This is a genomic window from Bradyrhizobium sp. CER78, assembly GCF_029846235.1.
Lineage (GTDB): Bacteria > Pseudomonadota > Alphaproteobacteria > Rhizobiales > Xanthobacteraceae > Bradyrhizobium.
The window spans coordinates 80841-106393 of the sequence record NZ_JARVWP010000008.1 but is presented as its reverse complement, the minus strand read 5'-3'; the positions used below and the strand labels follow the sequence as shown (position 1 = coordinate 106393).

Genomic DNA, 25553 nt, shown 5'->3' with positions numbered 1-25553 from the left:
AGTTTTTGGCCGCGCGCCTTGTCGGAGACAATCGCGTGTGACGTTTGCGGAGATTCTCCGCGAGTTCCCTTCGCCTCTCCCGCTTGCGGGGGAGGCCGACGCGCGCCCAGCGCGCGGCGGGTGGGGGCTCTCTCCACCATATGACTCGCGGAGAGAGCCCCCACCCGTAGCCGATGCTCTGCATTGGCGTGTTCTCAAGAACGGCGGCCGAAGGCCGCCTATGCCCTCCCCCGCAAGCGGGAGAGGGAGCAGCGGGGCCGGTGCGCGTGGCCGCCTGCGCGCTCCGCAACCCTCAATCCGAAGACATCGGGGCGCGGATCGTTATACTGGCGACATCTCTGCGACCGGGTTCGAGACCCGCATCTGAGGACGCTGCTGAATGAGCGAGACCATTGGCTACCCCGATCCCGGCCTCGATCTGTCCGATGGTTTCAAGCCGCACACCTCGCATTGGGGCGTGTTCTCGGCGCGGCTCGGCCAGGCCGGTCTCGAAGTCCGGCCCTATGGCGGCGATCCCGATCCGAACGGCATCATCAACAACTTCCCCGGCGCGCTGCGCCATCAAGCGCGCATCGCGCAGCCTGCGATCCGCCGCGGCTGGCTCGAGCGCGGGCCTGGGCCCGACGATCGCCGCGGCCGCGACGAATTCGTCCCGGTCAGCTGGGTGCAGGCGCTCGATCTGCTCGGCGGCGAGCTTTCGCGCATCCGCGACACGATCGGCCCCGGCGCGGTGTTCGGCGGCTCCTATGGCTGGTCGAGCGCGGGCCGCTTCCATCACGCGCAGAGCCAGGTGCATCGCTTCCTCAACATCGCGCTCGGCGGCTATGTCCGCTCGGTGAACACCTATTCCTCCGGCGCGTCCTCGGTGCTGCTGCCGCAGATCCTCACCGGCTATGAGGACATCACCAAGCGCAACGTCACCTGGGAGCAGATCGCGACTGAGACCGACATCGTGCTGGCGTTCGGCGGCATGGCGCTGAAGAACTCGATGGTCGCCGGCGGCTCGATCAGCAAGCATGTCGAGCGCGGCGCGATGCAGGCGGCGCATCGGCGCGGCTGCGAGTTCATCCTGGTGAGCCCGCTGCGCGACGATCTCCCGGTCGAGGCCGGCGCCGAATGGCTGACGGCGACGCCCGGCACCGACACCGCGCTGATGCTCGGCATCGTCCACACCCTTGTCAGCGAAGGCCTGCACGATCAGGCGTTCCTCGATCGCTACACCGAGGGCTGGCCGGTGTTTTTGCGCTATCTCGTCGGCGAGGCCGATGGCGTGCCGAAGAGCGCCGAATGGGCCGCTGCGATCTGCGGCATCGATGCCGACACCATCAAGGCGCTCGCGCGGCGGCTCGCCGGGCGGCGCGCGCTGATCACCGTGTCGCATTCGCTGCAGCGCGCCGAGCATGGCGAGCAGCCGGTGTGGATGGGCATGGTGTTGGCGGCGGCGCTCGGTCAGATCGGCCTGCCCGGCGGCGGCTATGCCTATTCGCTCGGCGCCATCGGCTATTACGGGCGCCGCGTCAACGACGTGCCGGGGCCGACGCTCGGCCAGGGCCGCAACGGCGTCGCCGACTTCATTCCGGTGGCGCGCATCGCCGACATGCTGCTCAATCCCGGCACGACCTATCGCTACAACGGCGAGACGCGGACCTATCCGGATATCCGCCTCGTCTATTGGGCCGGCGGCAATCCGTTCCACCATCACCAGGACCTCAACCGCCTGCGCAAGGCGTTTGCGCGGCTCGATACGCTGGTCGTGCACGAGCTGGCCTGGACCGCGACGGCGCGCCACGCCGACATCGTGCTGCCCTCGACCATGACGCTGGAGCGCGAGGACATCGGTTATTCCAGCAACGATCCCTTGATGGTCGCGATGCACCGGATCGCCGAGCCGTTCGGCCTCGCCCGCGACGATTACGACATCTTCGCCGACCTCGCCGAGCGGCTCGGGGCCCGCGAGCCCTTCACCGAAGGGCGCACGTCGCGCGAGTGGATGGAACATCTCTATGAACCGACCCGCAAGGCGCTCGCCGCGCGCGGGCTGGAGGCGCCTGACTTCGAGGAATTCTGGGCGCGTGGCAGCTTGGTGGTGCCGCAGCATCTCGATGACGGCGGCTCGCTGCGCCGCTTCCGCGAGGATCCCCTCGCGCGTCCGCTGCCGACGCCGAGCGGCCGCATCGAGATCTTCTCGCAGAAGATCGCAGATCACGGCGATGTGGATTGTCCGGGCCATCCGGTCTGGCTCGCGAAGACGGACACGCCGACGCCTGATACGCCGTGCTTCCTGGTCGCCAACCAGCCGGTGACGCGGCTGCACAGCCAGCTCGATTTTGGCGGTCACTCGCTCGAGGCCAAGCATCGCGGCCGCGAGGTCGCGCGCATGAATCCGCGCGATGCTGCGCCGCGCGGCATCACTGATGGCGACATCATCCGCATCTTCAACGCGCGCGGCGCCTGCCTCGCCGCGGTGCATGTCACCGACGGCATCGCGCCCGGCGTGGTGCAGCTGCCGACCGGCGCCTGGTATGATCCGATGGACCCCGAGGACGACGCGCCGCTGTGCGTGCACGGCAATCCGAACGTGCTGACACGCGACATCGGCACGTCATCCCTCGCACAGGGCTGCACCGGCCAGCTGACGACCGTCGAGGTCGAGCGTTTCAACGGCAATCTGCCGCCGATCCGGGCGTTCGATCCGGCGTGATTTTGCGAGTGATCACGAACAAATCATCTGATGGCGCTGGATGGCGTCCAGCCGTTCGGCTACGGCATCACGCATCAACTCTGATTTCCGGACCTGCTCAGATGCACCTGAAGCCACTGTTTCATCTTGCCGTCGCTGCGACCGTCGCGCTCGGCTCGTCCGCTGCGTCAGCGCAATCGGCCGCCGAGCCGGCCTATGGACCGGAGTTGCAGGGTTTCGACTATCCCTATCCGGTGCAGCATTATCGCTTCAGCTCGCAGGGGCAGGAGCTCGACATGGCCTATCTCGACGTCAAGCCGGCGGCGTCACCGAACGGCCAGACCGCGGTGCTGCTGCACGGCAAGAATTTCTGTGCCGCGACCTGGGACGGCACCATCAAGGCGCTCAGCGGCGCCGGCTATCGCGTGATCGCGCTGGACCAGATCGGTTTCTGCAAATCCAGTAAGCCGGAACGCTACCAGTTCACCTTCCAGCAGCTCGCCGGCAACAGCCGCGCGCTGCTCGCTTCGCTCGGGATCGAACATTCGATCATGGTCGGCCATTCGACCGGCGGCATGCTCGCGATGCGCTATGCGCTGATGTATCCCGACGCCACCGACCGCCTGGTGCTGGTCGATCCGATCGGGCTCGAGGACTGGAAGGCCAAGGGCGTGCCGTGGCTCAGCCTCGACGGCTGGATGCAGCGCGAGACGCGCGTCACCGCCGACAGCATTCGCGCCTATGAGCGCGCCACCTATTACGCCGACACCTGGGATCCGTCCTACGAGACCTGGGTGCAGATGCTGGCCGGCATGTATCGCGGCGAGGGCCGCGCCGCCGTGGCGTCGAGCTCGGCGCGGCTCTACGACATGATCGCGACCCAGCCGGTGTTCTACGAGTTCGAGCAGATCAAGCCGCCGACGCTGCTGTTCGTCGGCGACAAGGACACCACCGCGATCGCCAAGGACACCGCGCCGCCCGAGATCCGCAAGACGCTCGGCAATTATCCGGTGCTCGGCAAGGAGGCCGCGAAACGGATTCCGCATATCCAGCTGATCGAATTCCCCGACCTCGGCCATTCCCCGCAGATCCAGGCGCCGGCGCGCTTCCACGACGCACTGCTCGGCTGGTTGCAGCATCCCGAGACCGGCGCGACGCTGGTCAAATAGCGGGTTCGACCGGCCGCGCAAAGCACCGGCGCTGCAGAGAATATCTAGGCCTGCTCGGCGTTCCTCTTGGTGCGCTCCCGTGCGCTGGCGTGCAGGGGCGAGGATCGCCGGGCGCCGGGGCCGGGATGCACATGGACGTGCTTGGCACTCAGCGGCTCGCCGCATTCCGAGCAGACCATCACGGGATCGAACATCTTCCCGCAGCTCTTGTGTTCGTGCAGCAGCGGCCGGCCGCGCGCGTCGACCATGTGGATGTTGCCCCAGTGCACGATCGACATGATGATCGGATAGAGATCGAGACCCTTCTGCGTCAGGATGTATTCGTAGCGCTTCGGTGCCTCCTGGTAGGGAATCTTGCGCAGCACACCGAAGCGCACCAGCTTCTTCAGCCGGTCGGCGAGCAGATGCCGGGTGATGCCGAGCGACGCCTGGAAGTCATCGAACCGGCGGATGCGCAGGAAACATTCGCGCAGGATCAACAGGCTCCAGCGGTCGCCGATCACGGCAACGGTGCGGGCCAGCGAGCACGGCTCCTCCTCGAGGGCATCCCATTTCATCGGCGTCTCCAGCGGTCTGCGACGACATCGCAAATCAAATTCTAAAACAGAACTGACGTCATTTCAATAGGATGCCCTCCACGGCGGCTGTTATCCGCGCATTGGATGACAAATATCATATTGACAGTTCTAAAATAGAACTTATGGTTCGAGCCACGATCAACCGGCGGCGACAGACGGTCGCTGTCCATCGAAGGGAAGGGCGTTCCATGGCTGCTCCGCTCAAGGTCGAATTCCACTTCGATTTCGGAAGTCCGAACGCCTATCTCGCCGAGTTTGCGCTGCCCGGGATCGAGAAGCGCACTGGCGTGAAGTTCGACTACATCCCGGTGCTGCTCGGCGGCGTCTACAAGGCGACAGGCAACATGTCGCCGGGCGAGTCGCTGCGCGGGATCAAGAACAAGCCCGAATACAACGCGCTCGAGACCGAGCGCTTCCTGCGCCGCCACAACATCACGACGTTCAAGTCGAACCCGTTCTTCCCGGTCAACACGCTGATGCTGATGCGCGGCGTCGTCGCCGCCGATTTCGAGGGACTGTTCGAGCCCTACTTCCGAGCCGCCTATCACCACATGTGGTCCGAGCCCAAGAAGATGGATGATCCGCAGGTGTTCCGCGAGGCGTTCCTGTCCTCCGGCCTCGATATCGATCGCATCATCGCCCGCGCCCAGCAGGACGAGGTGAAGCAGAAACTGATCGAGAACACCAGCAATGCCGTGGCGCGCGGCTCGTTCGGCTCGCCGACCTTCTTTGTCGGTGACGAGATCTTCTTCGGCAAGGATCGCCTGCGCGAGGTCGAGGACGAGATCGTGGCGCAGCTCGCTGCGAGGCAGCGCAAGACCGCCTGAGCGGGAGATCTCGCAGGAAAACAACGAGGCCAAAACGGCTATGACAGGGAGGTTTCAGTGCAGGCGTTGACCCAGTTTGCCGAAGGAAGTGTGGAAGGCTTGCCGAACCGCATCCACGAGGTGATCAATCACCACGTCGTGGCGACGCCAAATCATCCGGCGCTGATCGACGACACGATGCGGCTGACCTATCGCGAGCTCGATCAGGCGGTCGATCGCGTCGCAGGCGCATTGCAGGCGCTCGGCATCCGCGCCGGCGACCGCATGATGATCGTGAGCGAGAATTCGATTCCGCTGGCCTGCCTGCTGCTGGCGGCGAGCCGACTCGATGTCTGGTCGATCGTGGTCAATCCGCGGCTGTCGCCGCGCGAGCTGGATCAGATCAGGGACCACAGCGGCGCCCGGCGCGTGCTGCTGACGGCCGACGTGTCGCAGGAGGCGGCCGCGCATGCTGCGCGTTACGAGGCCACGATTCAGGATGTTGGTCCGCTCCGCGGTATCGCCGTCACCAGCTTGAATCTGGCAACGATTGCCGAGCCGGTCGAGCCCGACGGCGCCAACCAGGTCGCGGTCCTGATCTACACATCCGGCACCACCGGCACGCCGAAAGGCGTGATGCTGACCCACCGCAATCTCCTGTTCAGCGCCCGGGGCACCGCGGGCTTCCGCAGGATGGCGGCCGATGACGTGCAATATTGCGTGCTGCCGATCTCGCATATCGTCGGCATCTCGCTGCTGACGATGACCTTGATGGTCGGCGCCACTGTGCGCCTCGTCGCCAAGTATGATCCGGCCGCGCTGGTCAAGGCGATGACTGAAGAGGGCATCACGATCCTCAACGGCGTGCCCGCCACCTACCAACGTCTGCTTGAATACCGCCGCAATGCCGGCCTGCCGAGGCTCGATCGCGGCCGGTTGCGCGTGATCTCGGTCGCCGGCGCGCCGCTCGACCTCGATCTGAAGAACCGGGTCGAGCAGGAGCTCGGTTTGCCCCTGCTCAACGGCTACGGCATCACCGAATGCTCGCCGGGCATCTCCGGCGTCCGGCCCGACAATCCGCGGGCCGACCACGCGGTCGGCACCGTCATGGCGGGTATCGAGGCGAGGCTGGTCGGTCGCGACCTCAAGCCGGTTGCCGCAGGCGAAGTCGGCGAGCTCCATGTCCGCGGCCCGAACGTGATGCGCGGTTACTACCGCGCGCCCGATCTGACCGCCAAGGCGATCGATCCCGATGGCTGGTTCAACACCGGAGATCTGGCGCGCTTCGAGAACGACGCCCTCTACATCGTCGGGCGCACCAAGGAGATGATCATCCGCTCCGGGTTCAACGTCTATCCGGCCGAGATCGAGGCGGTGTTGAGCACGCATGACGCCGTTGTGCAGTGCGCCGTGGTTGGCCGGGCGGTCGAGGGCAATGAGGAGGTCGTGGCCTTCGTGCAGCTGATCAAGGGCTCGACGGTGACCGTGCAGGACCTGATGGCCCATGTTGCCCCGCAACTCACCTCGTACAAGCGGCCGACGGAGATTATCCTGATGGACGCGCTGCCCGCGACATCGACGGGCAAGCTGTTGAAGCACAAGCTGGCGGAGTCGCTGCGCAGCTGAGGCTGGGCCGTCACCGCACGTCAGTTCACTCAAGCAAGACCGGAGAACACCATGCAGAAGAGAAACAAGACGGTTGCCGTCATTGGTGCCGGTGATTTCATCGGCGGCGAGATCGCCAAGAAGTTTGCCTCGGAAGGCTTCACGATCTTCGCCGGCCGCCGCAACGGCGACAAGCTCGCCCCGCTGGTCAAGGAGATCGAGGCTGCCGGCGGCGAGATCCATGCCCGCTCGCTCGATGCGCGCAAGGAGGAGGAGATCACCGCCTTCCTCAACGACGCCGACAAGCACGCGCCGCTCGAGGTCTGCATCTTCAACATCGGCGCCAACGTCAATTTCCCGATCCTCGAGACCACCGAGCGCGTGTTCCGCAAGGTGTGGGAGATGGCCTGCTACTCCGGCTTCCTGGCCGGGCGCGAGGCGGCGCGGCTGATGACTGCGCGCGGCGCAGGCAACATCTTCTTCACCGGCGCCACCGCGTCGCTGCGCGGCGGCAGCGGCTATGCCGCCTTTGCCAGCGCCAAGTTCGGCCTGCGTGCGGTGGCGCAGGCGATGGCGCGCGAGCTGGGGCCGAAGAACATTCATGTCGCGCATCTGATCATCGATTCCGGCGTCGACACCGAATGGGTGCGGCAGCGCCGCATCGAGGCGCTCGGCCCGAACGCGCTCGACAATCCCGATCTCTTGATGCCGCCGGCGTCGGTCGCCGCATCCTACTGGCAGCTCTACCAGCAGCCGAAGAGCGCCTGGACCTTCGAGCTGGAAATCCGGCCCTTCGGCGAGAAGTGGTAGGGAGCACGGCAGATGGAGCTCGCGCTATCCCCTGACGATGCGGCGTTTCGCGACGAGGTTCGCGCCTTCATCAGGGACAATTATCCGGCGGAGATGCGCGTCGCCAATCCGGAGACGGATCTCTCCAAGGAGCAGATGCTGCTGTGGCATCGCATCCTGCACAACAAGGGCTGGATCGCGCCGCTCTGGCCGAAGGAATATGGCGGGCCGGGCTGGTCGATCACCCGCCGCTTCATCTTCGAGCAGGAGACGACGCGCGCCGGCACGATGCCGCCGCTGGCGTTCAGCGTCACCATGGTCGGTCCCGTTATCTACACCTTCGGCAATGCGGCGCAGAAGGCGAAGTTCTTGCCGCGGATTCTCTCCGGCGAGGACTGGTGGTGCCAGGGTTATTCGGAGCCGGGCTCGGGCTCCGATCTCGCCACCGTCCGCACCAAGGCGGTGCGCGACGGCGACCATTACATCGTTAACGGCCACAAGACCTGGACGACGCTGGCGCAGCATGCCGACTGGATCTTCTGCCTGGTCCGCACCGATCCCACGGCGAAGCCGCAATCCGGCATCTCGTTCCTCTTGATCGACATGAAGTCGCCGGGCGTCACCGTGCGTCCGATCATCACCATCGACGGCTCGCATGAGGTCAACGACGTCTTCCTGGAGAACGTCCGCGTTCCCGCCGAGAATCTGATCGGCGAGGAAAACAAGGGCTGGACCTATGCCAAGTTCCTGCTCGGCAATGAGCGGACCAGCATGGCCGGCATCGGCCGCTCGACGCGCTATCTCAATCGGCTGAAGAAGATCGTGAAGGCCGAGATCCCGGAAGACGACCCGGCGCATCTCGAATTCATCAGGGACATCGCCCGCGTCGAGCTCGACGTGCTGGCACTGGAGGCGACCGAGCTGCGCGTGGTCGCCCAGATGGCGCGCGGCATCGATCCGGGGCCTGCGGCCTCGCTGTTCAAGATCCGCGGCACCGAGATCTTCCAGGATATCACCGAGCTGACGCATCGGGCGATCGGCAACTATGGGCTTGCGATCCGCGAGCATCCGGTCAGCGCCAACCACTTCATGCCGGGCCCCGACTACGGCCATACGGCGTCGGAGAAATACCTCAACTCGCGCAAGCTCTCGATCTACGGCGGGTCGAACGAGATCCAGCGCAACATCATCGCCAAGGCGGTGCTTGGTCTCTAGGGCATGATCCGGAAAAGTGCGAAGCGGTTTTCCGAAGAGATCATGCCCAAACAACGGCGATAGCGGCAACGAGGATCGGATGGATATCCACTTCACGGAAGAGCAGGAATTGTTGCGGTCCAGCGTGCAGCGGCTGCTGCGCGACCAGTATGATTTCGACGCCCGCCGCAAGATCGTTGCGAGCGAAGAGGGGCTTGGCCGCAGGCAATGGGATGAATTCGCCGAGCTTGGCCTGCTCGCTGCGCCGTTCTCGGAAGCTGTCGGCGGGTTCGGCGGCGGGCCGCTGTCGACCATGATCATCATGCACGAGTTCGGCCGACATCTCGTGGTCGAGCCGTTCGTCGAGACTGTCGTGGTCGCGGGCGGGCTGATCGAACAGGTGGGTTCCGAGGCGCAGAAGCAGGCCTATATCGGCGACATCATCGCGGGATCGAAGCTCTGGGCGCTGGCCTGGACCGAGCAGGGCTCGCGCTTCGATCTTGCAACCGTCACGACCACGGCGCGCCGGGACGGTGACGACTATGTGCTGAGCGGGGAGAAGACCGCGGTCATCGCCGCGCCCTGGGCGGACCATCTCATCGTCTCGGCGCGCACCTCGGGCCATCGCCACGACCGCGGCGGCGTCAGCCTGTTCGTGGTCGATCGCCGCGCCGCCAATCTCGATCTGCAGGGCTTCAAGACGATCGATGGCCGCCGGGCCGCCGAGATCAGCCTGCGCGGCGTGCGCGGCGAATTGCTCGGCAAGGAAGGCGAGGGCGTCGCCGCGCTGGAAGCCTGCCGCAACCGCGCGATCGGCGCGCTCTGTGCCGAGGCGGTCGGCGCGATCGGCGAGCTGAACGACGCGACACTGGACTACTCCAAGACCCGGAAGCAATTCGGCGTCACGATCGGCAGCTTCCAGGTGCTGCAGCACCGGATGGTCGATATGTTCATCGCGCATCAGGAGGCGCTGTCCCTGATGCATCATCTGTCGCTCAGCCTCAGCGAGGGCGAGGCCGGCCTGTCCCGGCTGGCGTCCGGCGCAAAATCCAAGATCGGCTATGCCGGCAAGTTCGTGGCCGATCAGGCGGTGCAGCTGCATGGCGGCATGGGCATGACCGATGAGCTCAATGTCGGCCACTACTTCAAGCGGATTTCATCCATCAACATCCAGTTCGGCGATCCCGCCTATCACGTGCTGCGCTATGCGCAGCTCGATGTGGCCGCCTAGTCAGAGAGGCAAGCATGTCATCACCCGAAGCAGTCATCGTTTCCACCGCGCGCACCGGCGTCGGCAAGGCCTATCGCGGCGCGCTCAACAACACCGACGGGCCGACCCTGGCCGGTCACGTGATGGCCGAAGCCGTGAAGCGCGCCGGCATTGCGCCCGGCGAGGTCGAGGACGTGGTGATGGGCTGCGCGATGCAGCAGGGCACCATGGTGATGAATGTCGCGCGCAAGGGCGCGATCCGCGCCGGGCTTCCGGTTACCGTTGCCGGCACCACAATCGACCGGCAATGCGCCTCCGGTCTGCAGGCGATCGCGGTTGCCGCGCGCTCGGTGATGCTTGATGGCGTCGAGATCGCGATCGGGGGTGGCATCGAGTCGATCAGCCTGGTGCAGAACGAGCACATGAACCGGTTCCATGCCGTTGACGACGAGTTGATGGCGATGAAGCCCGAGATGTACATGTCCATGCTGGAGACCGCCGAAGTCGTCGCTGAGCGCTACGGGATCGGCCGCGACAAGCAGGACGAATACAGCCTCGAGTGCCAGCGCCGCGTCGGTGCCGCGCTGCAGGGCGGCCGTTTCAACGACGAGATCGTGCCGTTCACGACCAAAATGGCCGTGGTCAACAAGGACACCAAGGAAGTCAGCTTCCAACAGGTGACGCTGGCCAAGGATGAAGGCCCGCGGCCCGATACCACGGCGGATGGACTCGCCAAGATCAAGCCGGTGTTCGAGGGCAAGACCATCAGCGCCGGCAATGCCAGCCAGCTCTCCGACGGCGCCTCGGCCTGCGTGATCATGAGTGACAGGATCGCCGCGCAGAAGGGGCTGAAGCCGCTCGGCATCTTCCGCGGCTTCGTCGCCGCCGGCGTCGAGCCGGATGAGATGGGCGTCGGCCCGGTCGCCGCGATCCCGCGGCTGTTGAAGCGGCATAACCTCAGGATCGACGACATCGACCTCTGGGAGCTCAACGAAGCCTATGCGGTGCAGGTGATCTACTGCCGCGACAAGCTCGGCATCGATCCTGACAAGCTGAACGTCAACGGCGGCTCGATCGCGATCGGCCATCCCTATGGCATGACCGGCGCGCGGCTCACCGGCCACCTCCTGATCGAAGGCCGGCGGCGCAAGGCCAAATACGGCGTGGTGACCATGTGCATCGGCGGCGGCATGGGTGCGGCAGGCCTGTTCGAAATCATCAACTGATCGGAAGCGCGGGAGAGACTTGTGAAGACAGCAATCACTGAACTGTTCGGCATCCAGCATCCGATCATCCAGGGTGGCATGCACTATGTCGGCTTCGCCGAAATGGCGGCGGCAGTGTCGAACGCCGGCGGCCTCGGCATCATCACTGGCCTGACGCAGCGGACGCCGGAGCTGCTGGCCAAGGAAATCGCGCGCTGCCGCGACATGACCGACAAGCCGATCGGGGTGAACCTCACCTTCCTGCCGAGCTTCACCGCGCCGCCTTATCCGGAATATATCGCTGCGATCCGCGAGGGCGGCGTCAAGGCGGTGGAGACTGCGGGCCGCAGCCCCGAGCAGTATATGCCGGCGCTGAAGGCCGCGGGCATCAAGGTGATCCACAAATGCACCTCGGTGCGGCATTCGCTGAAGGCCGAGAAGATCGGCTGCGACGCGGTCAGCGTCGACGGCTTCGAGTGCGGCGGCCATCCCGGCGAGGACGATATCCCGAACATGATCCTGCTGCCGCGCGCGGCAGACGAATTGACAATTCCGTTCGTCGCCTCGGGCGGCATGGCGGATGCGCGCAGCCTGGTCGCGGCGCTGTCGATGGGCGCCGCCGGCATGAACATGGGCACGCGCTTCATCGCGACCAAGGAAGCACCGGTTCATCCCAACGTGAAGCAGGCGCTGCTCGACGCCGACGAGCTCGACACACGGCTTGTGATGCGCGCGCTGCGCAACACCGAGCGGGTGCTGAAGAACAAGGGCGTCGATGAGCTGCTTGAGATCGAGCGTGAGAAGGGCGCCAGGCTCAAGATCGAGGACATCCACGAGCAGGTCGCCGGCGTCTACCCGAAGGTGATGATCGAAGGCGAGATGGATGCCGGTGCCTGGAGCTGCGGCATGGTGGTCGGCCTGATCAACGACATCCCGACCGTCAAGGAGCTGATCGACCGCATCATGACTGACGCCGAAGCGATTATCCGGCAGCGGCTGACCGGCTTCCTCGACGGCAAGTTCGAAACCAAACCGGCCCGCGCGGTGGCCTGAACGGGAGAGTGTCATGACCGAGCATGTCAAAGTCGAAATCGCCGCCGGCGTCATGACGCTGACCCTGCAGCGGCCGGAGAAGAAGAACGCCCTCACCGGCACCATGTATGACGCCATGTCGGGTGCGCTGAAGCAGGCCGAGACGGATCCGTCCGTCCGGGTCATCCTGTTCCAGGGCGACGGCGACAGCTTCACCGCGGGCAACGACCTGGCCGATTTCGCGAGCCAGGCGCGCGGCGAAAGCGCGGTCGATAGCCCGGCGCATCGCTTCATCGAGACCATCAGCAAGGTCGGCAAGCCGCTGGTCGCGGCCGTGCAGGGCAATGCGGTCGGCGTCGGCACCACCATGCTGCTGCATTGTGACCTGGTCTATCTCGCGGAGACCGCGCGGCTGATCACGCCCTTCGTCAATCTCGCCCTGGTGCCGGAGGCGGCGTCGAGCTGGCTGTTACCTCTGAGGATCGGGCACGCGCGCGCCTATGCGATGTTCGCGCTCGGCGAGCCGATGGATGCGCAGGGCGCGCTGGCATCCGGCCTCGCCAATGCCGTGGTGCCGCAGGCCGATCTGCGCAAGAAGGCCCATGACGCGGCGATCGCGCTGACCAAGCGGCCGGCTGGCTCGCTCAGCATGACCAAGGCGCTGATGCGCGAGCAGCAGCGGATCGCGGCGCAGATCGCCGAGGAAGGCGTGCTGTTCAAGCAACGGCTGACGACGCCCGAGGCGCGTGAGGCGTTTGCCGCCTTCGCCGAACGGCGTCAGCCTGACTTCACCAAGCTGTCGGCCTGAACCGGCAGCGAAATTCACGGAACCATCGAGGGAGTGACAAGCATGCACGTCGTCGGCAGCCATCAATATCCCGCCATGGAAACCGTGATCTACGGCAAACCGGCAGCCGAAGCGCTGCGCGAGGAGGCCGAGCGGCTCGGCGCCAAGCGCGTCTATCTGATCGCCAGCCGGACGCTGAACACCACGACCGACGTGATCGAGAAGATCCGCAAAGCGCTCGGTGATCGCCATGCGGCGACCTTCGACGGCGTGCCGCAGCACACCACGCGGGACGTGGTGACGCAGATCGCGCGGCAGGCCAGCGAGGCCAAGGCCGATCTCGTCGTCGCGATCGGCGGCGGCTCGGTCGTCGATGCGGCGAAGATCGTGCTGATGTGCATCGAGCACGCGATCTTCGAGCCAGCCGGGCTCGACGGTTTCGAGACCACGCCGGAGCGCCGGTTCGGACCGTTCCGCAACCCAAAAGTCCGGATGATCGCGATCCCCAGCACGCTGTCGGGCGGCGAGTACAATTCCGGCGCGCTGGTCACCGACACCAGCCGCAAGCTGAAGCAGATATTCAATCATCCGATGATGATGCCGCGCAGCATCATCCTCGATCCGGCGATGACGAGATACACCCCGGAGAAGCTCTGGCTTGGCTCGGGCACGCGCGCGATGGATCACGGCATCGAGGCGATCTGCTCCAGCCGGCCCAACGTGCTCGTGGATGCGGTGTGCCAGCAGGGCTTGCGCTATCTGCATGATGGCCTGCTGCGCACCAAGGAAAATCCCGACGACGAGGCGGCGCGGCTGAATTGCCAGCTGGGCTCCTGGCTGTCGGCATTCGGATTGCAGTCGCGGGTGCCGATGGGCGCCAGCCATGCCATCGGCCATGTGCTCGGCGGCACCTGCGACGTCCCGCATTACTTCTGCACGGCTGTCATGATGCCGAGCGTGCTGCGCTACAACCGCCCGGCGACAGAGAAAGCTCAGCAATCGATCGCCGCCGCGCTCGGCGCGCCGGGGCGTGACGCCGGCGACGCGTTCGCGGCGTTCATCGCGGAGCTCGGCCTGCCGCGGCGGCTTGCCGATGTCGGCGTCGGCGAGGACCGCTTCGAGCTGATCGGTAAGAACGCGATGCTGTCGATCTTCACGCGCGCCAACCCGCAGCCGATCCGCGAGCCCGCCGACGTCGTCAAGATCCTGAAGCTCGCCGCCTGAGGCAACAGCACCTGGAGCAGCCGCCATGGCCGCCTTGCGCATCTTCTCCTATCTGCCGAACCCGCGGGTCTGGAAGGCAACCATCGCGGCCCGGTTCTGCGGCGTCGCGGTCGAGGTCCGAGGCGCCTCGGGCAAGGAGTTGCGGGACTGGTTGTGGGATTACGATGCCCATCCACTGTCGGAGCAGGAGCGCGCTGAACTCGCCTCGCTGGCGCGGACCGGGAAGGTCGGCCTGACCGGCGCGCAGCTGTTCAAGACCGATGCCTTCATGGCGGCGCAGCCGTTCGGCAATGTGCCGGCGGCGTTCGGCGCCGACGGCAAGATCGGGATCTTCGAATCCAACAGCATCATGCGCGCGGTGGCGCGGCTCGGCGAAGCGGCGTTCCCGCTCTACGGGCGTGACGCCTACGAGGCGTCAAGGATCGACAGCTTTCTCGATGTCAGCCTGGTCTTTGCGCGGGATTCGCAGATCTATCTGCTCGCGCTGTCGGGCGGCACGGTCGACGCAGCCATTCATGCCCGCGCCAGGGATGCGTTCGCGATCTATGCGTCCGGAATCGAGCAGGCACTGTCGTCGCGGCGCGAGACGCTGGTCGGGGACGGCATCACGATTGCCGACATCTGCTTTGCCGCCGAGCTCGCGCTGTTCATGAACGAGTACGGGCGGAGCGAGCAATTGGACAAGCAGGGATTGACCAGGATCCTGCATCCCGGGGTGCAGGATGGGTATCCGCTGATGTTCGCTCACTTTGCCCGGCTGGTCGCGCACGCGCATTTTGCGCCAGACCTCAAGCCTTATGTCGAGAAGCTGCGGTCGAAGGCCGCGGCCTGACCATGACACCTGTTGGCTCTAACGCGGAGGGTTGATCGCATGTCCGCACCTGTTTGCCTGATATCCGGCGTTGGACCCGGCACCGGTTCGGCGCTCGCCAGGCGGTTCGCCGAGGGCGGCTACCGCGTCGCGCTGCTTGCCAGGAACGAGGAGCGGCTCGCCGCGCTCGAGAAGCAGTTGCCGGGCGCAAAGGCCTATCGATGCGATGTCTCCGATCCCGCGCAGGTCGAGGCGGTAGCCTCGGCCCTGGAGCGCGATCTCGGCAGCCCCGGCGTCGTGATCCACAACGCCGTCGGCGGCGCATTCGGCACGTTCCGCGAGATCGATCCGCAGATCCTCAATCGTAACTTCCAGGTCAACACGATGGGCTTGCTGTATCTGGCAAGGCGGTTTGCCCCGGCGATGATCAGCGCCGGCAAGGGCGCCATTGTGGCGAGCGGTAATACCTCGGCGTTGCGCGGCAAAGCCGGCTTCGCAGGGTTCGCGCCGACCAAGGCGGCGCAGCGGATCCTCGCCGAGGCGATGGCGCGCGATCTCGGACCGCAAGGCGTTCACGTCGCCTATGTCGTGATCGATGCGGTGATCGATCTGGAGTGGACGCGGAAGCGCTGGCCTGAGCGGCCGGACGACTTCTTCATCAAGCCGAAAACGATTGCGGACGAGGTCTGGCACGTCGTCCATCAGGACCGCAGCGCGTGGTCGTTCAATGTCGAGATCAGACCGTTCGGCGAAGTCTGGTAGGCGCTGCGCGGCGGTGATCAGTTCATAAAAGCCAAGGGGGAATTCGATGTCGTTGGGGAAGCTTGCGATATCCGTTGCAATGCTAGCCGCGTTTGCTGGCGCTCCGGTCCGCGCCGAAACGCCTGGTATCTCGGAATCGGAAATCAAGGTCGGGGCGACGTTCCCGTTCAGCGGCCCGGCATCGCCGCTCAGCAATACCGGCAAGGGCCTGATCGCCTACGTTCATTCCGTCAATGATCGCGGCGGCGTCAACGGCCGCAAGATCAACCTGATCACCTATGACGACGCCTATACGCCGCCCAAGGCGGTCGAGCAGACCCGGAAGCTGATCGAGAGCGACGAGGTGGCGTTCCTGTTCAGCCCGCTCGGGACACCCGGGATCGGCGCGACCATCAAATACGTCACCGCGAAGAAGGTGCCGCATCTCTTCGTCGTCAGCGGCGTGACCAAGTTCACGAACTTCAACGAGTTTCCGCTGACCACCACGGGACTGCCGAGCTACAACACCGAAGGAAAGATCTACGCCAAATACATCGCGCAGACGGCGCCCGATGCGAAGATCGCGATCCTCTACCAGAATGACGACCTCGGCCGGGACTTCGTGGCCGCCTTCAAGGAGACCATGAAGGCCGACTTCGACAAGAAGGTCGTGACGTCTCCCTATGAGGTCACCGAGCCCACCATCGAATCGCATGTGGTGACGCTGAAGGCGTCGGGCGCGCAGGCCTTCCTGGTCGCCGGTACGCCGAAATTCGCGGCACAGGCGATCAAGAAGGCGAGCGAGATTGGCTGGACGCCGCTCACCATCGTCAACTACGTGTCGAGCTCGGTCTCCGCCACCATCGTGCCCGCGGGAGTCGACAAGGCGGTGGGCGTCGTGGTCGCGACCATCACCAAGGATCCGAACGACAAGAAGTGGGCCGACGATCCCGGCATGAAGTGGTATCGCGCCCACTTCGAAAAATATCTTCCCGGCGCCGATATCGGCGACAACAACTATCTGTTCGGCACCCAGCAAGGCCAGATCCTGGAACAGGTGCTCAAGCAGTGCGGCGACGACCTGTCGCGCGAGAACATCGTCAAGCAGGCGCGCAACATCAAGGGACTGGTGCTGCCGACCTTGATGCCGGGGATCACGATCAACACCGGCCCCGGCAACAGCATGGCCTACACCCAGCTTCAGCTGCAGCGCTGGACCGGAAATTCCTGGGAGCAGTTCGGCGGCGTGCTGAGTGCCGATACGAACTGAGCGGTGCGATCGATTGCTTGCGTACTAGTGAAGCCGGCGTGCGATCGGCTTCGCCAGCGCGCTATGCCAATCCCATTGCGATGATTGGCAGCTCGACCGCAGGCTCGCCAGAAACGCCGTGGTCTTCGGCTGCACCCGCGAGCCGTCGATCACTTCGAGCTGGCCGCAGCGGTTGAGCGTGTGCAGCTTGCGCCCGGTCCATAGCGGCCCGGGCTGGAGCAGATGCCGGACGGCCTGCCTGTACGTCGTCGGCGACAGTTCGAGCACTTCCGCAAGTCCGAGCGCTGCGCCGTATCCGTTGGTGCAGTCCTGCACCGGCCGCCACAGCTTGCCATTGACGGTCACGAAGTTGCCGGCCGGCCGCGTAGTGGCGCGATCCATCAGGATCGGATTGGCCGCATGCGGTTGCCAGGGGCCGAGTAATTGCTCGGCGTAATAGATCGCCAGCGTGTCGGAATATCCGCCGGTGCCATCGCGCCAGGCCCCGAACATGTAGTAGAGGCCGTTATACTGCGTGATCGTCACGTCGGCAAGCTGGAGCCCGGACAGCAGCGTCGAGTGCCGCTCCCATTTGTCCGGAAAGCGGATGCATTTGTAGATGGGAACGTCCCGATGCGCCGTGCTTTCCGGGATCATCCAGAGCTCGCCATCGTGCTCGATCATGAACGGGTAGGAGAGATGCCAGGGCTCTTCCAGTACCGGCATCACCGTGCCGACCGGCCCGTTGCCGTCGAATTCGATCGCGGAGATGATGCCCTTGTTGGTCCGGTGGTCGAGGTCTTCGAAGAACACGAAGGTCCGGCCCTGCCATTTCACCGGGAAGGGATCGGCATAGAAGTGGTTGCCGGGATCGGCGAGCACGTTCCAGGCCGGTCCCGACAGGTCGCCGGTGCGCCAGATGTCCGTGTTGCCGGCGAGGCGCCAACCGATATGCCAGTGCGGCGCGTAGCAGCACAGGCGATAGATTTCCTTTGCGATCGACGTCGCCACGCCGCGCAGGACAAAGGGCGCGGGATTTGGCGCTGCGCCGCCGTTTGCCGGAGCAGGCAATTGCGGCACCAGCCGCGGAGCCCCTGACAGGATCGGCGGCAGCATCGACAGCGTGCGTGCCATCACCGTGTCGAGCCCGCCGCTCAGGCCGGCGGCCATTTCCGCCGAGGGGTGGCCGCGGTCCATCACCGCGCCGTCGACCTCATTGACGATTTCGATCACCGGCAGATCGCCGGCGAGAATGGCCGCCAGTGCTGCGCCTTCTCCGGCGTGCCCGTTGAACCGTGGACGGAGATACAGCTTGGCGGAGCAGTTCGGATCCCGCTCGGCGGTGGTGAAGTCGACCACCACGTCGGGGCTGCCGGCGCGCGGCCGCACCGGAGGTGTCTGCAGCCTGTCGGCGCCGCCGGCCTTGCCCTTGCGCAGGACGATGCGTTCGAGCTCGAACAGCATGTCGAGGCCGGCGGGGCGCGGTGCCGGCGTCGTGGTCCATGAGATTTGAACGGGAATATCCTGATCGTTGACGCGCAGTGACTCACGGCACATCCAGAGCCGCGGCTGCTCGCGATCGCAGCGAAACTCGATAATCATGGCCAGCCCAACTTCCTAGTGCGCGTCCGCCCCCACAGCGTCGCCGAGAATGCGGACGTATTCCTCTATCATGGCATCCAACGAATAGCGCGACTTCAGGCCCACGGCGCTTTGCCGCAGCTGGTCGCTGAGCGAACGATCTGTCAGGACCTGCGACACGGCGGCCGAAAATTCGGATTCATTCGCAGCATCGACGAACACCGCTGCGGGCTGCCCCTGGTAGGACAGCACCTCGCGCAGCACGGGGAGATCGTTGACGACGCAGGGAATGCCAGCGCTCGCAGCCTCGACCGCGGCGAGGCCGAAGGTTTCGGCCTGCGTGGGAAAGACGAAGACGTCGAGGCAGGCCAGAAAATCGGCCATCTGGCGCGGTGGAATCTCACCGATGAAGTGCAGCCGGTCCGATACTTTCAATTCGTCAGCCAGGGCCCGGAGCCGCTCTTCATCCGCGCCCTGGCCGGCGAGGGCAAGGTGCCAGGATGGGTCGGCCGTCAGCAGGCGAATGGCCGCATCGAGCCGCTTGTGCGGGTGCAGTCTCGCTGCGCAGCCTAGCAGGGTGCTGTCCGGCGGCAGCTTGAACTGCTGCCGCGCAACGTCCTTCGGCAGGCTGTGCGACTTGTCGTCGAAGCCGTGCGGAACGTGCTTCATGCGCGATCGGTAGGGCGCAGGATAGCGCGCGTATTCGCGCTCCATGTCGCGCGAGTTCAGCGTGATACACTGGAAGAAGCCGGTCGAGCCCATGATGATGTCGGCAGCCCTCACCGGCATGCTCATTGACAGCGCCGAAGACACCTGGTTGGCAATGACCGGAGCGCGGCTGACGAGCCGCGACACGCCTGCGCCGATCACATTGCCGAAGTGCTGGAAGGTCAGAACAGCGTCGGGATTGATGGTCCTGAGATGGCCGGCGAGCGTCCACAGCATGCGCAGCAGCGCCAGCGGATTTCCGGGCCGGGTCTGCGCGCAATAGAACGTGTTTGGTGGCTCGTCGAAGGAATCCGATTTGCGGAAGAAGAACAGGTTGGCGACGTCATAGCCGCGCGCGGTAAGGCCGGCGCCGAGCAGCCGCGAGATCTCCTGCGCGCCGGCGTTCTCGGCCTGGGTCTGCACCAGGACGACACGCAGCTTTCGCGCGTTCGGTCGAACGCGTGATGCGCTCGATGCCTCGCGCAATTCTGTGCTTGGCGTGTATTGGAGCACGGAACCCTCACCCGTTGAAGGAGTGGATTCGCCCCCTTCATTTTTGCGCGCGTAACTATCACGCGGAGCGTGCTCGTGCATCGAGTAGCGCGTGTTGAGGTTACTGCTCATTTAGCAATCAGACATGTGTCGGCAATCAAGAGCTATTATCTTACAGATAGGGTACCGCCGGCTCGTTAACTAATTGGTTACGGCAGCGCCGAGAGGGGGTAACCGGCGATTAACCATAGATATTTACGTTGGGGCAGTACTGTCAGTTGAATTCGAGTCAGAACCCATGAAGTTCGGTAGCCGTGCAGGCCCGAGACGTTCCGAAGTCACGGAACCCGCAGCGTCGTGGGAAACTGCCGGCGTGCCGGCCGGTCAATCCTCCGTAGAAACCACCAAAGGCGTCCTAAGCATTCCGGGGGTGGTGGCCTTTTTCCGCGAGAAAGGTCAACGCATCCTGATGCTCGCCGCGGTCATCTTCGCGGTCGGTATCATTCTGTTGATGTTGATCCCGGCGCGTTACGCCGCGACGGCGCTCGTCGTCGTCGACCCGCGCGAGCAGCGGGTGACCACCGACCAGGACGTCCTGCCCGGGATCGGTCAAGATGCCGCAGCACTGCAGAGCGCTGTCGAGATCGCCAAGTCCGATGGATTTCTCGGGCCGCTGATCGATCAGCTCAAGGTCGCCGAGGACAGCGACATCGCCGGCGGCAAGACCGACACCACGCGCCTGCTCGACCGGTTTCGCAACCGGCTCGACATCTCACGGCGCGGCTTAACCTATGTCATCGCCATCAAATTCACGTCCAACAACCCGCAGCGCGCGGCGTACTACGCCAATGCGATCGCCGAGGCGTTCGTCGCCAGCCAGCGCGGGACGCGCACCGTGGCGACCGACGAGGCCGCCGACTGGCTGAAGAGCCGGCTCAAGACGTTGAACGACCGGCTGCGGTCTTCGGAAGATGCCGTCGCCAAGTTCAAGCTCGAGCACCGCATCGTCAACGCCGGCAAGGAATCCACGACGCAGCAATTGCGCGTCACCGACCTGACGCAGCAGGTCGCCGCCGCGCGCGCCCGCACCGAGGAGGCCAAGGCGCGCTATGAGCAGTTGCAGCGCGACCTGAAGGCCAATGTCGACGGACCGATCAAGCAGGACCTGCTGAGCACGCTGCGCGCCCAGCGCTCCGCGCTCAACGACCAGATCGCGCAGAAGCGCGGGGTGCTCGGCGATCGTCATCCCGACCTCGTGATGGCGCTCAGCCAGCTCAGCGACCTCAACCGGCAGATCGACATCGAGCGCAAGAAGAACATCGACACCGCGAAGTCGGAATACGAGGCGCAGCGCGACCAGCAAAAGGCGCTCGAGGACCAGTTGAAGGCGGTTGAATCGCAGATCCTGGTCGACGGTCAGGCGTTCGTCAGACTGCAGGAGTTGCAGCGCGACGCCGACGCCAACAAGAACATCTACGAACAGTTCCTCTCGCGCTACAAGACGACCGACGAGCAGCGGCTGCTGCAGGCCTCGCAGACCAAGGTCGCATCTCCGGCGACACCGCCGATCCGCTCGACGCTTCCGCCGCTCCCGCTGTTGCTCGTCGTGCTCGCGATCGTCTCGCTGCTGACGTCGACCGCGATCGTCGCCGTTCCCGGCCTGAATCTGAGGCTCCCGATCAAGACCGTTCCGCCGCTGCGCAGAGCCGAGGCGCCCGTATCGACGCCGGCCCCTGCGCCGGCCGCGCCGCAATCTGCGTTGCCGCCGGGATTGCCGGTGCTGGCCCGCATTCCCAGCATAGTGTCGCCGGATGCCGTCAAGAGCGTCTGGCAGACTCCGATTTCGACGACGGCCGAGCCCGACCTCAGCCCGCATCTGCAGCTGCTGATCGAGAACATCGAGCAGCTTCCGGGTGACCACGGCAAGGTGGCGCTTTTGCTGTCGGTCGAGACCGGTGCTGGTGGCAGCACCGTCGCACGGTCGCTCAACCGGTCCGCCGTCAAGAACGGGATGCTCAGCGTCCTGATCGAGATGGAATCGAGGCGCGCCGAAGTCGTGCCGCCGCAAGGCTCGGGGATCATCAAGGCCGATCTGCCGTCGGTCGTCGAACTGCTGGGCGCCAGCAGCAAGGCGCCGCCTTATCCGCCGGACGATATTCGCGCCGATTTCGGCCTGATCATCGTCGACGCATCGTCGCTTGTCACGCAGCCGGCCGCGGTGGCGCTGGCCGCCCATGCCGACCTCGTGATCCTTGTGGTTCGCGAGGGCGCCGCCGACCCGGCCGCGATCGGCACGGTGCGGGCCGACCTGTCGAGGTTCGGCTCGGTCCCGACCGCGCTGGTTGTCAATCGCGTGGCGGTTAACGGCACGGTTCGCAGCCCTCAGGGCGAAGCCCTGGGCTTGGCCAGCTGAAGGCGGATCGGCTGCGCTGCGAGTGACAGCTTGATGAGGTTACGTTGAGCTGCAACGGTGTCGCAAGTTCACCTCTCCCTTGGGGAGAGGTGAACCGAGAGCGCGTCAAGCCGATTCAACTCTAGTCGTTGCTATCCGCAACGCGGACGGTGTAGGCGCTGCCCTTCGACGACGATAGATGCGACAGCACCAGAACTGACGGGTCGACACCAGTCCGGCGGCGGCACAGCACGTTGAGCGCGATGGTGGCGATGACAAGAGAAGCCGTCGCCGAGATCGCGGCGCCGAGCACGCCGAGCCAGGGGATCAGCACGACGAACCCCAGCAGTCGCAACGCCACGTTGGCGGCGACCACCGGAACGTAATCGCGCTCATGCCCCGTCAGCTGCAGGACCGCGGCGGACGGCCCGCCGGCCGCCTGGAACGCGGTCCCGATCGCGAGCACGATCAACACCCATTGCTGCGCGGTGAAATGCGGTCCGAACAGGCCGAGAAGATAGGGAGCGCCGACCCAGACGATGACGAGCCCGCTGAGCACGCAGAGCGCGGTCACCTCGGCCATCAGCTTCAGCGTATGTTCGAGCTCGCGGTGGTTCTTGCTGAAATACAGCGACGGCAGCCGACGCGCGCCGAACGTATAGAGCGCAGCCGACAGCATCGCGAAGATGTTCGCGAGGCGCGAGGCGGCGAAATAGACGCCTGCGGTCGCCGGATCCAGCATCCAGTAGACCAGGATGACGTCGAAATACTGGTTCGCCGCTTCGAGAATGGATGCGAGCCAGAAGCGGAACGCGCTGCGATTCCAGCGCGAGGTCTCGAAGCGCGCGGTGACCGAGCGCAGGTTCGGCAGCACGCGCATGATCGACACGATCTGCACGACCAGCCCGAGTGCCATCGCGACGCTCATCGCGGTGAACAGCTCGGCAGGGGTGAGCTGGCGGTGGCCGAACAGCACCGCGCTCAGGACCAGGACAACGGCAACGCGCCAGAAGAACTCGCGATTGCCTTCGCCCATCAGGATGCTGACCAGGGATCGCGCGATCTGGCTGCCGAGCATGAGCCCGGCATTGACCGCGGTGAACGCCGACACCGAGAGGATAAGCAGCCACCACTCGCCGCGAAGGGTTGCCACCGCGGCGATCGCGGCGATCGAGATCAGCATCCCGATCGCCGAATTCCTCAGGCTCGACAGCAGCACACCCTTGGTGAACTCGGTCTGACCGCGCACCTCATATTCATTGAGGAAGCGAACCAGGAGCAGCTCCTGGCCGGCAAGGCCCACGACCGAGGCGATCTGGGCGATGGAGAGCAGGGTCGCGAAGTCGCCGAACGCGTCGGGCGTCATCGCCCGCGCGGCCAGCGAGAACAAGGCGAACGCAAGCCCGCCGCTGCCGACCTTGAGGAGGATGGTCCCGGCAACGCCGCGCGTGACATCGCGCCGAAACATTTGGAGCACAGAGGCAATCACCAGAGACGTCTCAATATCCTGTCAGGCTGCGGACCGTAGCAATCGGTGAAGCCAGGAGTGTTAATGTTCTGTTGCTAAGATTCCGTTCCCTCCGGCGGCCTGCGCGCCAGACAGTCGTGCACCCGGCCAATATGTCGCGCTGCTCCATTCTGGAACGCCGTCGTCCTCTGCTGTCTCCAAACGGCGCAGGTCGGGTCGCACTCCACCACATCGCCAGCAGCGTGAGCCGTGCTGGTTGAGGCCGCGTTAGCGCGCGAGCGGCGCCCGTCGAAGCTCCACGGCCAGGCAATGGTCCCGCCTGCCTGCTGCGGAGCCTCCAAGGGATCAGTTTCATGGCCGCTTTTGCTGCAAGCCATATGCCGGGAACCCGTTCATCGCCATCGAGACCGTTCATTAACCTCAATAGCGGAACTCGTCCTGCTCGCTCGGCGCGGCGGAAGGGCGGGCAAGGAAATTGCAGTTCGGTGGCCAATTAGCCGTCGGAGCGGACAAAGATGATTGCCGAGGAAAGCACGACCCAGCCGATCGCGGTTTGCGAGGCTGACATTATCGAAACGGATGTTGCCATCGTTGGTGCCGGTTTGGCTGGCTCGCTCGCGAGAGCTGTGCTGGTCCGGGCCGGGTATCGGGTCGTCCTGATCGACAAGCGCATGATCCCGCCGGATGAATTCCGCGTCGAAAAGGTTGCCGGACGGCAGATCGATATCTTCCGCCGCCTCGGCTTTCTCGGCGACGTCGAGGCAGTCTCCTCGTCCTATGACCGGGTGCTCAACATCAGGGGCGGCAGACTGGTCGATATCGGCGTCGGGCGATCCTATGGCGTTTCCTATGCAGACCTCGTCAACATGGCGCGCGGCCTGATGCCTGAACCATCGAGCTTCCTGCTCGACCAGGTGACCAATGTCAGCTGCAGCGAAGATCGCCAGCAACTGACGCTGGCCTCCGGGAAGCGCGTCGTCTCGCGCCTGGTCATTCTGGCGACCGGCATGGCGAGCGCGCTTGGCTACACTCTGGGAATGCGCCGGCAGATGATTGCCGCGCGGCACTCGGTCACGTTCGGCTTCACGATCGCGCGGCCGGATAACGCGCCCTTCGGCTTCGACGCGCTGACCTGCTACGGCAAGGAGGCGGCTGACGGCGTCGACTATCTCAGCCTGTTTCCGATGTCGGGCGGCATGCGGGCGAACCTGTTCATGTTCCGCGATCCGACCGATCCGATCATGCGCGGGCTGCGCCGCGACACCAAACGGACGCTGTTTCGCCTGATGCCGGGACTTGAACGTTATCTCGGTGATTTCGAGATCGTCGGCCAGGTGCACAACTGGGTCATGGACCTGTCGGTGACCGAGGGCCATCTGCAGCCAGGCATCGTGCTGATCGGCGATGCGTTCCAGACCAATTGTCCTGCGGCCGGCACCGGCGTGAGCCGCCTGCTGGTGGATGTCGAGCGGCTTTGCACCGAATATGTGCCGCGCTGGCTCGAGACCGTCGGCATGGGCACGGAGAAGATCGAGCAGTTCTATTCCGATCAGGACAAGCTCGCCGCAGACCGCCACTCGCTGCAACTGGCGCGCTACCGGGAGGCCTTGACCTCGAACACAGATGTGCGCTGGACGCTGCAGCGGCAGCTGCACTTCTTGCGCCGCATGATCACGCATCAGGTGGACCGGATTCATCCGGGATGGGTGATGCGCGTTCGCAGCGCGCTCCGTTAACGGCGAGAGCCGCTTCCCGCGGCTCCATCGCATCATCCGAAAGTGCGAAGCGGGTTTCGCTCGCGGCAAACGCGCGGCGTCTGGCCCAAGCTCCTG

20 protein-coding genes are annotated in these 25553 nt (G+C 65.0%); 16 read left to right on the top strand and 4 right to left on the bottom strand.

Features of this window, described 5'->3' with window-relative positions; genetic code table 11:
* Positions 1 to 379: 379 nt before the first annotated feature.
* A complete protein-coding gene (locus QDT69_RS18970) occupies positions 380 to 2701 on the top strand; it encodes a molybdopterin guanine dinucleotide-containing S/N-oxide reductase (RefSeq protein WP_279708001.1) in 2322 nt (773 codons plus the stop codon).
* 101 nt (positions 2702 to 2802) lie between these two features.
* On the top strand, positions 2803 to 3849 hold the full coding sequence (locus QDT69_RS18965; RefSeq protein ID WP_279708000.1) for an alpha/beta hydrolase: 1047 nt from the start codon (positions 2803 to 2805) through the stop codon (positions 3847 to 3849).
* Positions 3850 to 3893: 44 nt separating this feature from the next.
* On the opposite strand, the gene QDT69_RS18960 is transcribed toward QDT69_RS18965, so the two are convergent.
* On the bottom strand, positions 3894 to 4406 hold the full coding sequence (locus QDT69_RS18960; RefSeq protein ID WP_074124878.1) for a helix-turn-helix domain-containing protein: 513 nt from the start codon (positions 4404 to 4406) through the stop codon (positions 3894 to 3896).
* A gap of 209 nt (positions 4407 to 4615) precedes the next feature.
* On the opposite strand from QDT69_RS18960, the gene QDT69_RS18955 reads away from it, so the two are divergent.
* The 12 genes from QDT69_RS18955 to QDT69_RS18900 all read left to right on the top strand — a co-directional run bounded on the left by QDT69_RS18955 (position 4616) and on the right by QDT69_RS18900 (position 17101).
* Positions 4616 to 5254 (top strand): 2-hydroxychromene-2-carboxylate isomerase, encoded by a 639-nt coding sequence (locus tag QDT69_RS18955; protein ID WP_279707999.1) that lies wholly within the window; start codon positions 4616 to 4618, stop codon positions 5252 to 5254.
* A 57-nt stretch (positions 5255 to 5311) separates the two neighbouring features.
* Positions 5312 to 6859 (top strand): class I adenylate-forming enzyme family protein, encoded by a 1548-nt coding sequence (locus QDT69_RS18950; protein WP_279707998.1) that lies wholly within the window; start codon positions 5312 to 5314, stop codon positions 6857 to 6859.
* Between the two features lie 51 nt (positions 6860 to 6910).
* Positions 6911 to 7648 carry an SDR family oxidoreductase gene (locus QDT69_RS18945; protein WP_279707997.1) on the top strand — a complete coding sequence of 246 codons (738 nt, stop codon included), beginning with the start codon at positions 6911 to 6913 and terminating at the stop codon, positions 7646 to 7648.
* 12 nt (positions 7649 to 7660) lie between these two features.
* A complete protein-coding gene (locus QDT69_RS18940) occupies positions 7661 to 8842 on the top strand; it encodes an acyl-CoA dehydrogenase family protein (protein WP_279707996.1) in 1182 nt (393 codons plus the stop codon).
* A gap of 79 nt (positions 8843 to 8921) precedes the next feature.
* Positions 8922 to 10052, top strand: coding sequence for an acyl-CoA dehydrogenase family protein (locus tag QDT69_RS18935; protein WP_279707995.1), 1131 nt, complete (start codon positions 8922 to 8924; stop codon positions 10050 to 10052).
* Between the two features lie 14 nt (positions 10053 to 10066).
* The gene (locus QDT69_RS18930; RefSeq protein WP_279707994.1) at positions 10067 to 11257 is read left to right on the top strand and encodes an acetyl-CoA C-acyltransferase; all 1191 of its coding nucleotides are present in this window, start codon (positions 10067 to 10069) and stop codon (positions 11255 to 11257) included.
* Between the two features lie 21 nt (positions 11258 to 11278).
* Entirely contained in the window at positions 11279 to 12289 is a 1011-nt protein-coding gene (locus QDT69_RS18925; protein WP_279707993.1) for a nitronate monooxygenase family protein, read from the top strand.
* A 13-nt stretch (positions 12290 to 12302) separates the two neighbouring features.
* Positions 12303 to 13076, top strand: coding sequence for an enoyl-CoA hydratase-related protein (locus tag QDT69_RS18920; RefSeq protein ID WP_279707992.1), 774 nt, complete (start codon positions 12303 to 12305; stop codon positions 13074 to 13076).
* A 42-nt stretch (positions 13077 to 13118) separates the two neighbouring features.
* A complete protein-coding gene (locus tag QDT69_RS18915; protein WP_279707991.1) occupies positions 13119 to 14279 on the top strand; it encodes an iron-containing alcohol dehydrogenase in 1161 nt (386 codons plus the stop codon).
* A 25-nt stretch (positions 14280 to 14304) separates the two neighbouring features.
* Positions 14305 to 15111: a glutathione S-transferase gene (locus QDT69_RS18910; RefSeq protein WP_279707990.1), complete on the top strand. Its 807-nt coding sequence runs from the start codon at positions 14305 to 14307 to the stop codon at positions 15109 to 15111.
* A 39-nt stretch (positions 15112 to 15150) separates the two neighbouring features.
* Positions 15151 to 15852, top strand: a complete 702-nt coding sequence (locus QDT69_RS18905) for an SDR family NAD(P)-dependent oxidoreductase (RefSeq protein WP_279707989.1) — start codon at positions 15151 to 15153, stop codon at positions 15850 to 15852.
* A gap of 79 nt (positions 15853 to 15931) precedes the next feature.
* Positions 15932 to 17101: an ABC transporter substrate-binding protein gene (locus QDT69_RS18900; protein ID WP_279707988.1), complete on the top strand. Its 1170-nt coding sequence runs from the start codon at positions 15932 to 15934 to the stop codon at positions 17099 to 17101.
* Between the two features lie 24 nt (positions 17102 to 17125).
* Here the strand turns inward: QDT69_RS18900 and QDT69_RS18895 are convergent, their stop codons facing one another.
* Positions 17126 to 18682, bottom strand: a complete 1557-nt coding sequence (locus QDT69_RS18895; protein ID WP_279707987.1) for a hypothetical protein — start codon at positions 18680 to 18682, stop codon at positions 17126 to 17128.
* A 15-nt stretch (positions 18683 to 18697) separates the two neighbouring features.
* Positions 18698 to 19993: a glycosyltransferase family 4 protein gene (locus tag QDT69_RS18890; protein ID WP_279707986.1), complete on the bottom strand. Its 1296-nt coding sequence runs from the start codon at positions 19991 to 19993 to the stop codon at positions 18698 to 18700.
* Positions 19994 to 20159: 166 nt separating this feature from the next.
* On the opposite strand from QDT69_RS18890, the gene QDT69_RS18885 reads away from it, so the two are divergent.
* Positions 20160 to 22274 carry a GumC family protein gene (locus tag QDT69_RS18885; protein ID WP_279707985.1) on the top strand — a complete coding sequence of 705 codons (2115 nt, stop codon included), beginning with the start codon at positions 20160 to 20162 and terminating at the stop codon, positions 22272 to 22274.
* A gap of 121 nt (positions 22275 to 22395) precedes the next feature.
* On the opposite strand, the gene QDT69_RS18880 is transcribed toward QDT69_RS18885, so the two are convergent.
* Positions 22396 to 23742, bottom strand: coding sequence for a polysaccharide biosynthesis C-terminal domain-containing protein (locus tag QDT69_RS18880; protein WP_279707984.1), 1347 nt, complete (start codon positions 23740 to 23742; stop codon positions 22396 to 22398).
* A 494-nt stretch (positions 23743 to 24236) separates the two neighbouring features.
* Here QDT69_RS18880 and QDT69_RS18875 point away from each other — a divergent pair, with 494 nt between their 5' ends.
* The gene (locus tag QDT69_RS18875; protein ID WP_279707983.1) at positions 24237 to 25457 is read left to right on the top strand and encodes an NAD(P)/FAD-dependent oxidoreductase; all 1221 of its coding nucleotides are present in this window, start codon (positions 24237 to 24239) and stop codon (positions 25455 to 25457) included.
* Positions 25458 to 25553 lie beyond the last annotated feature (96 nt).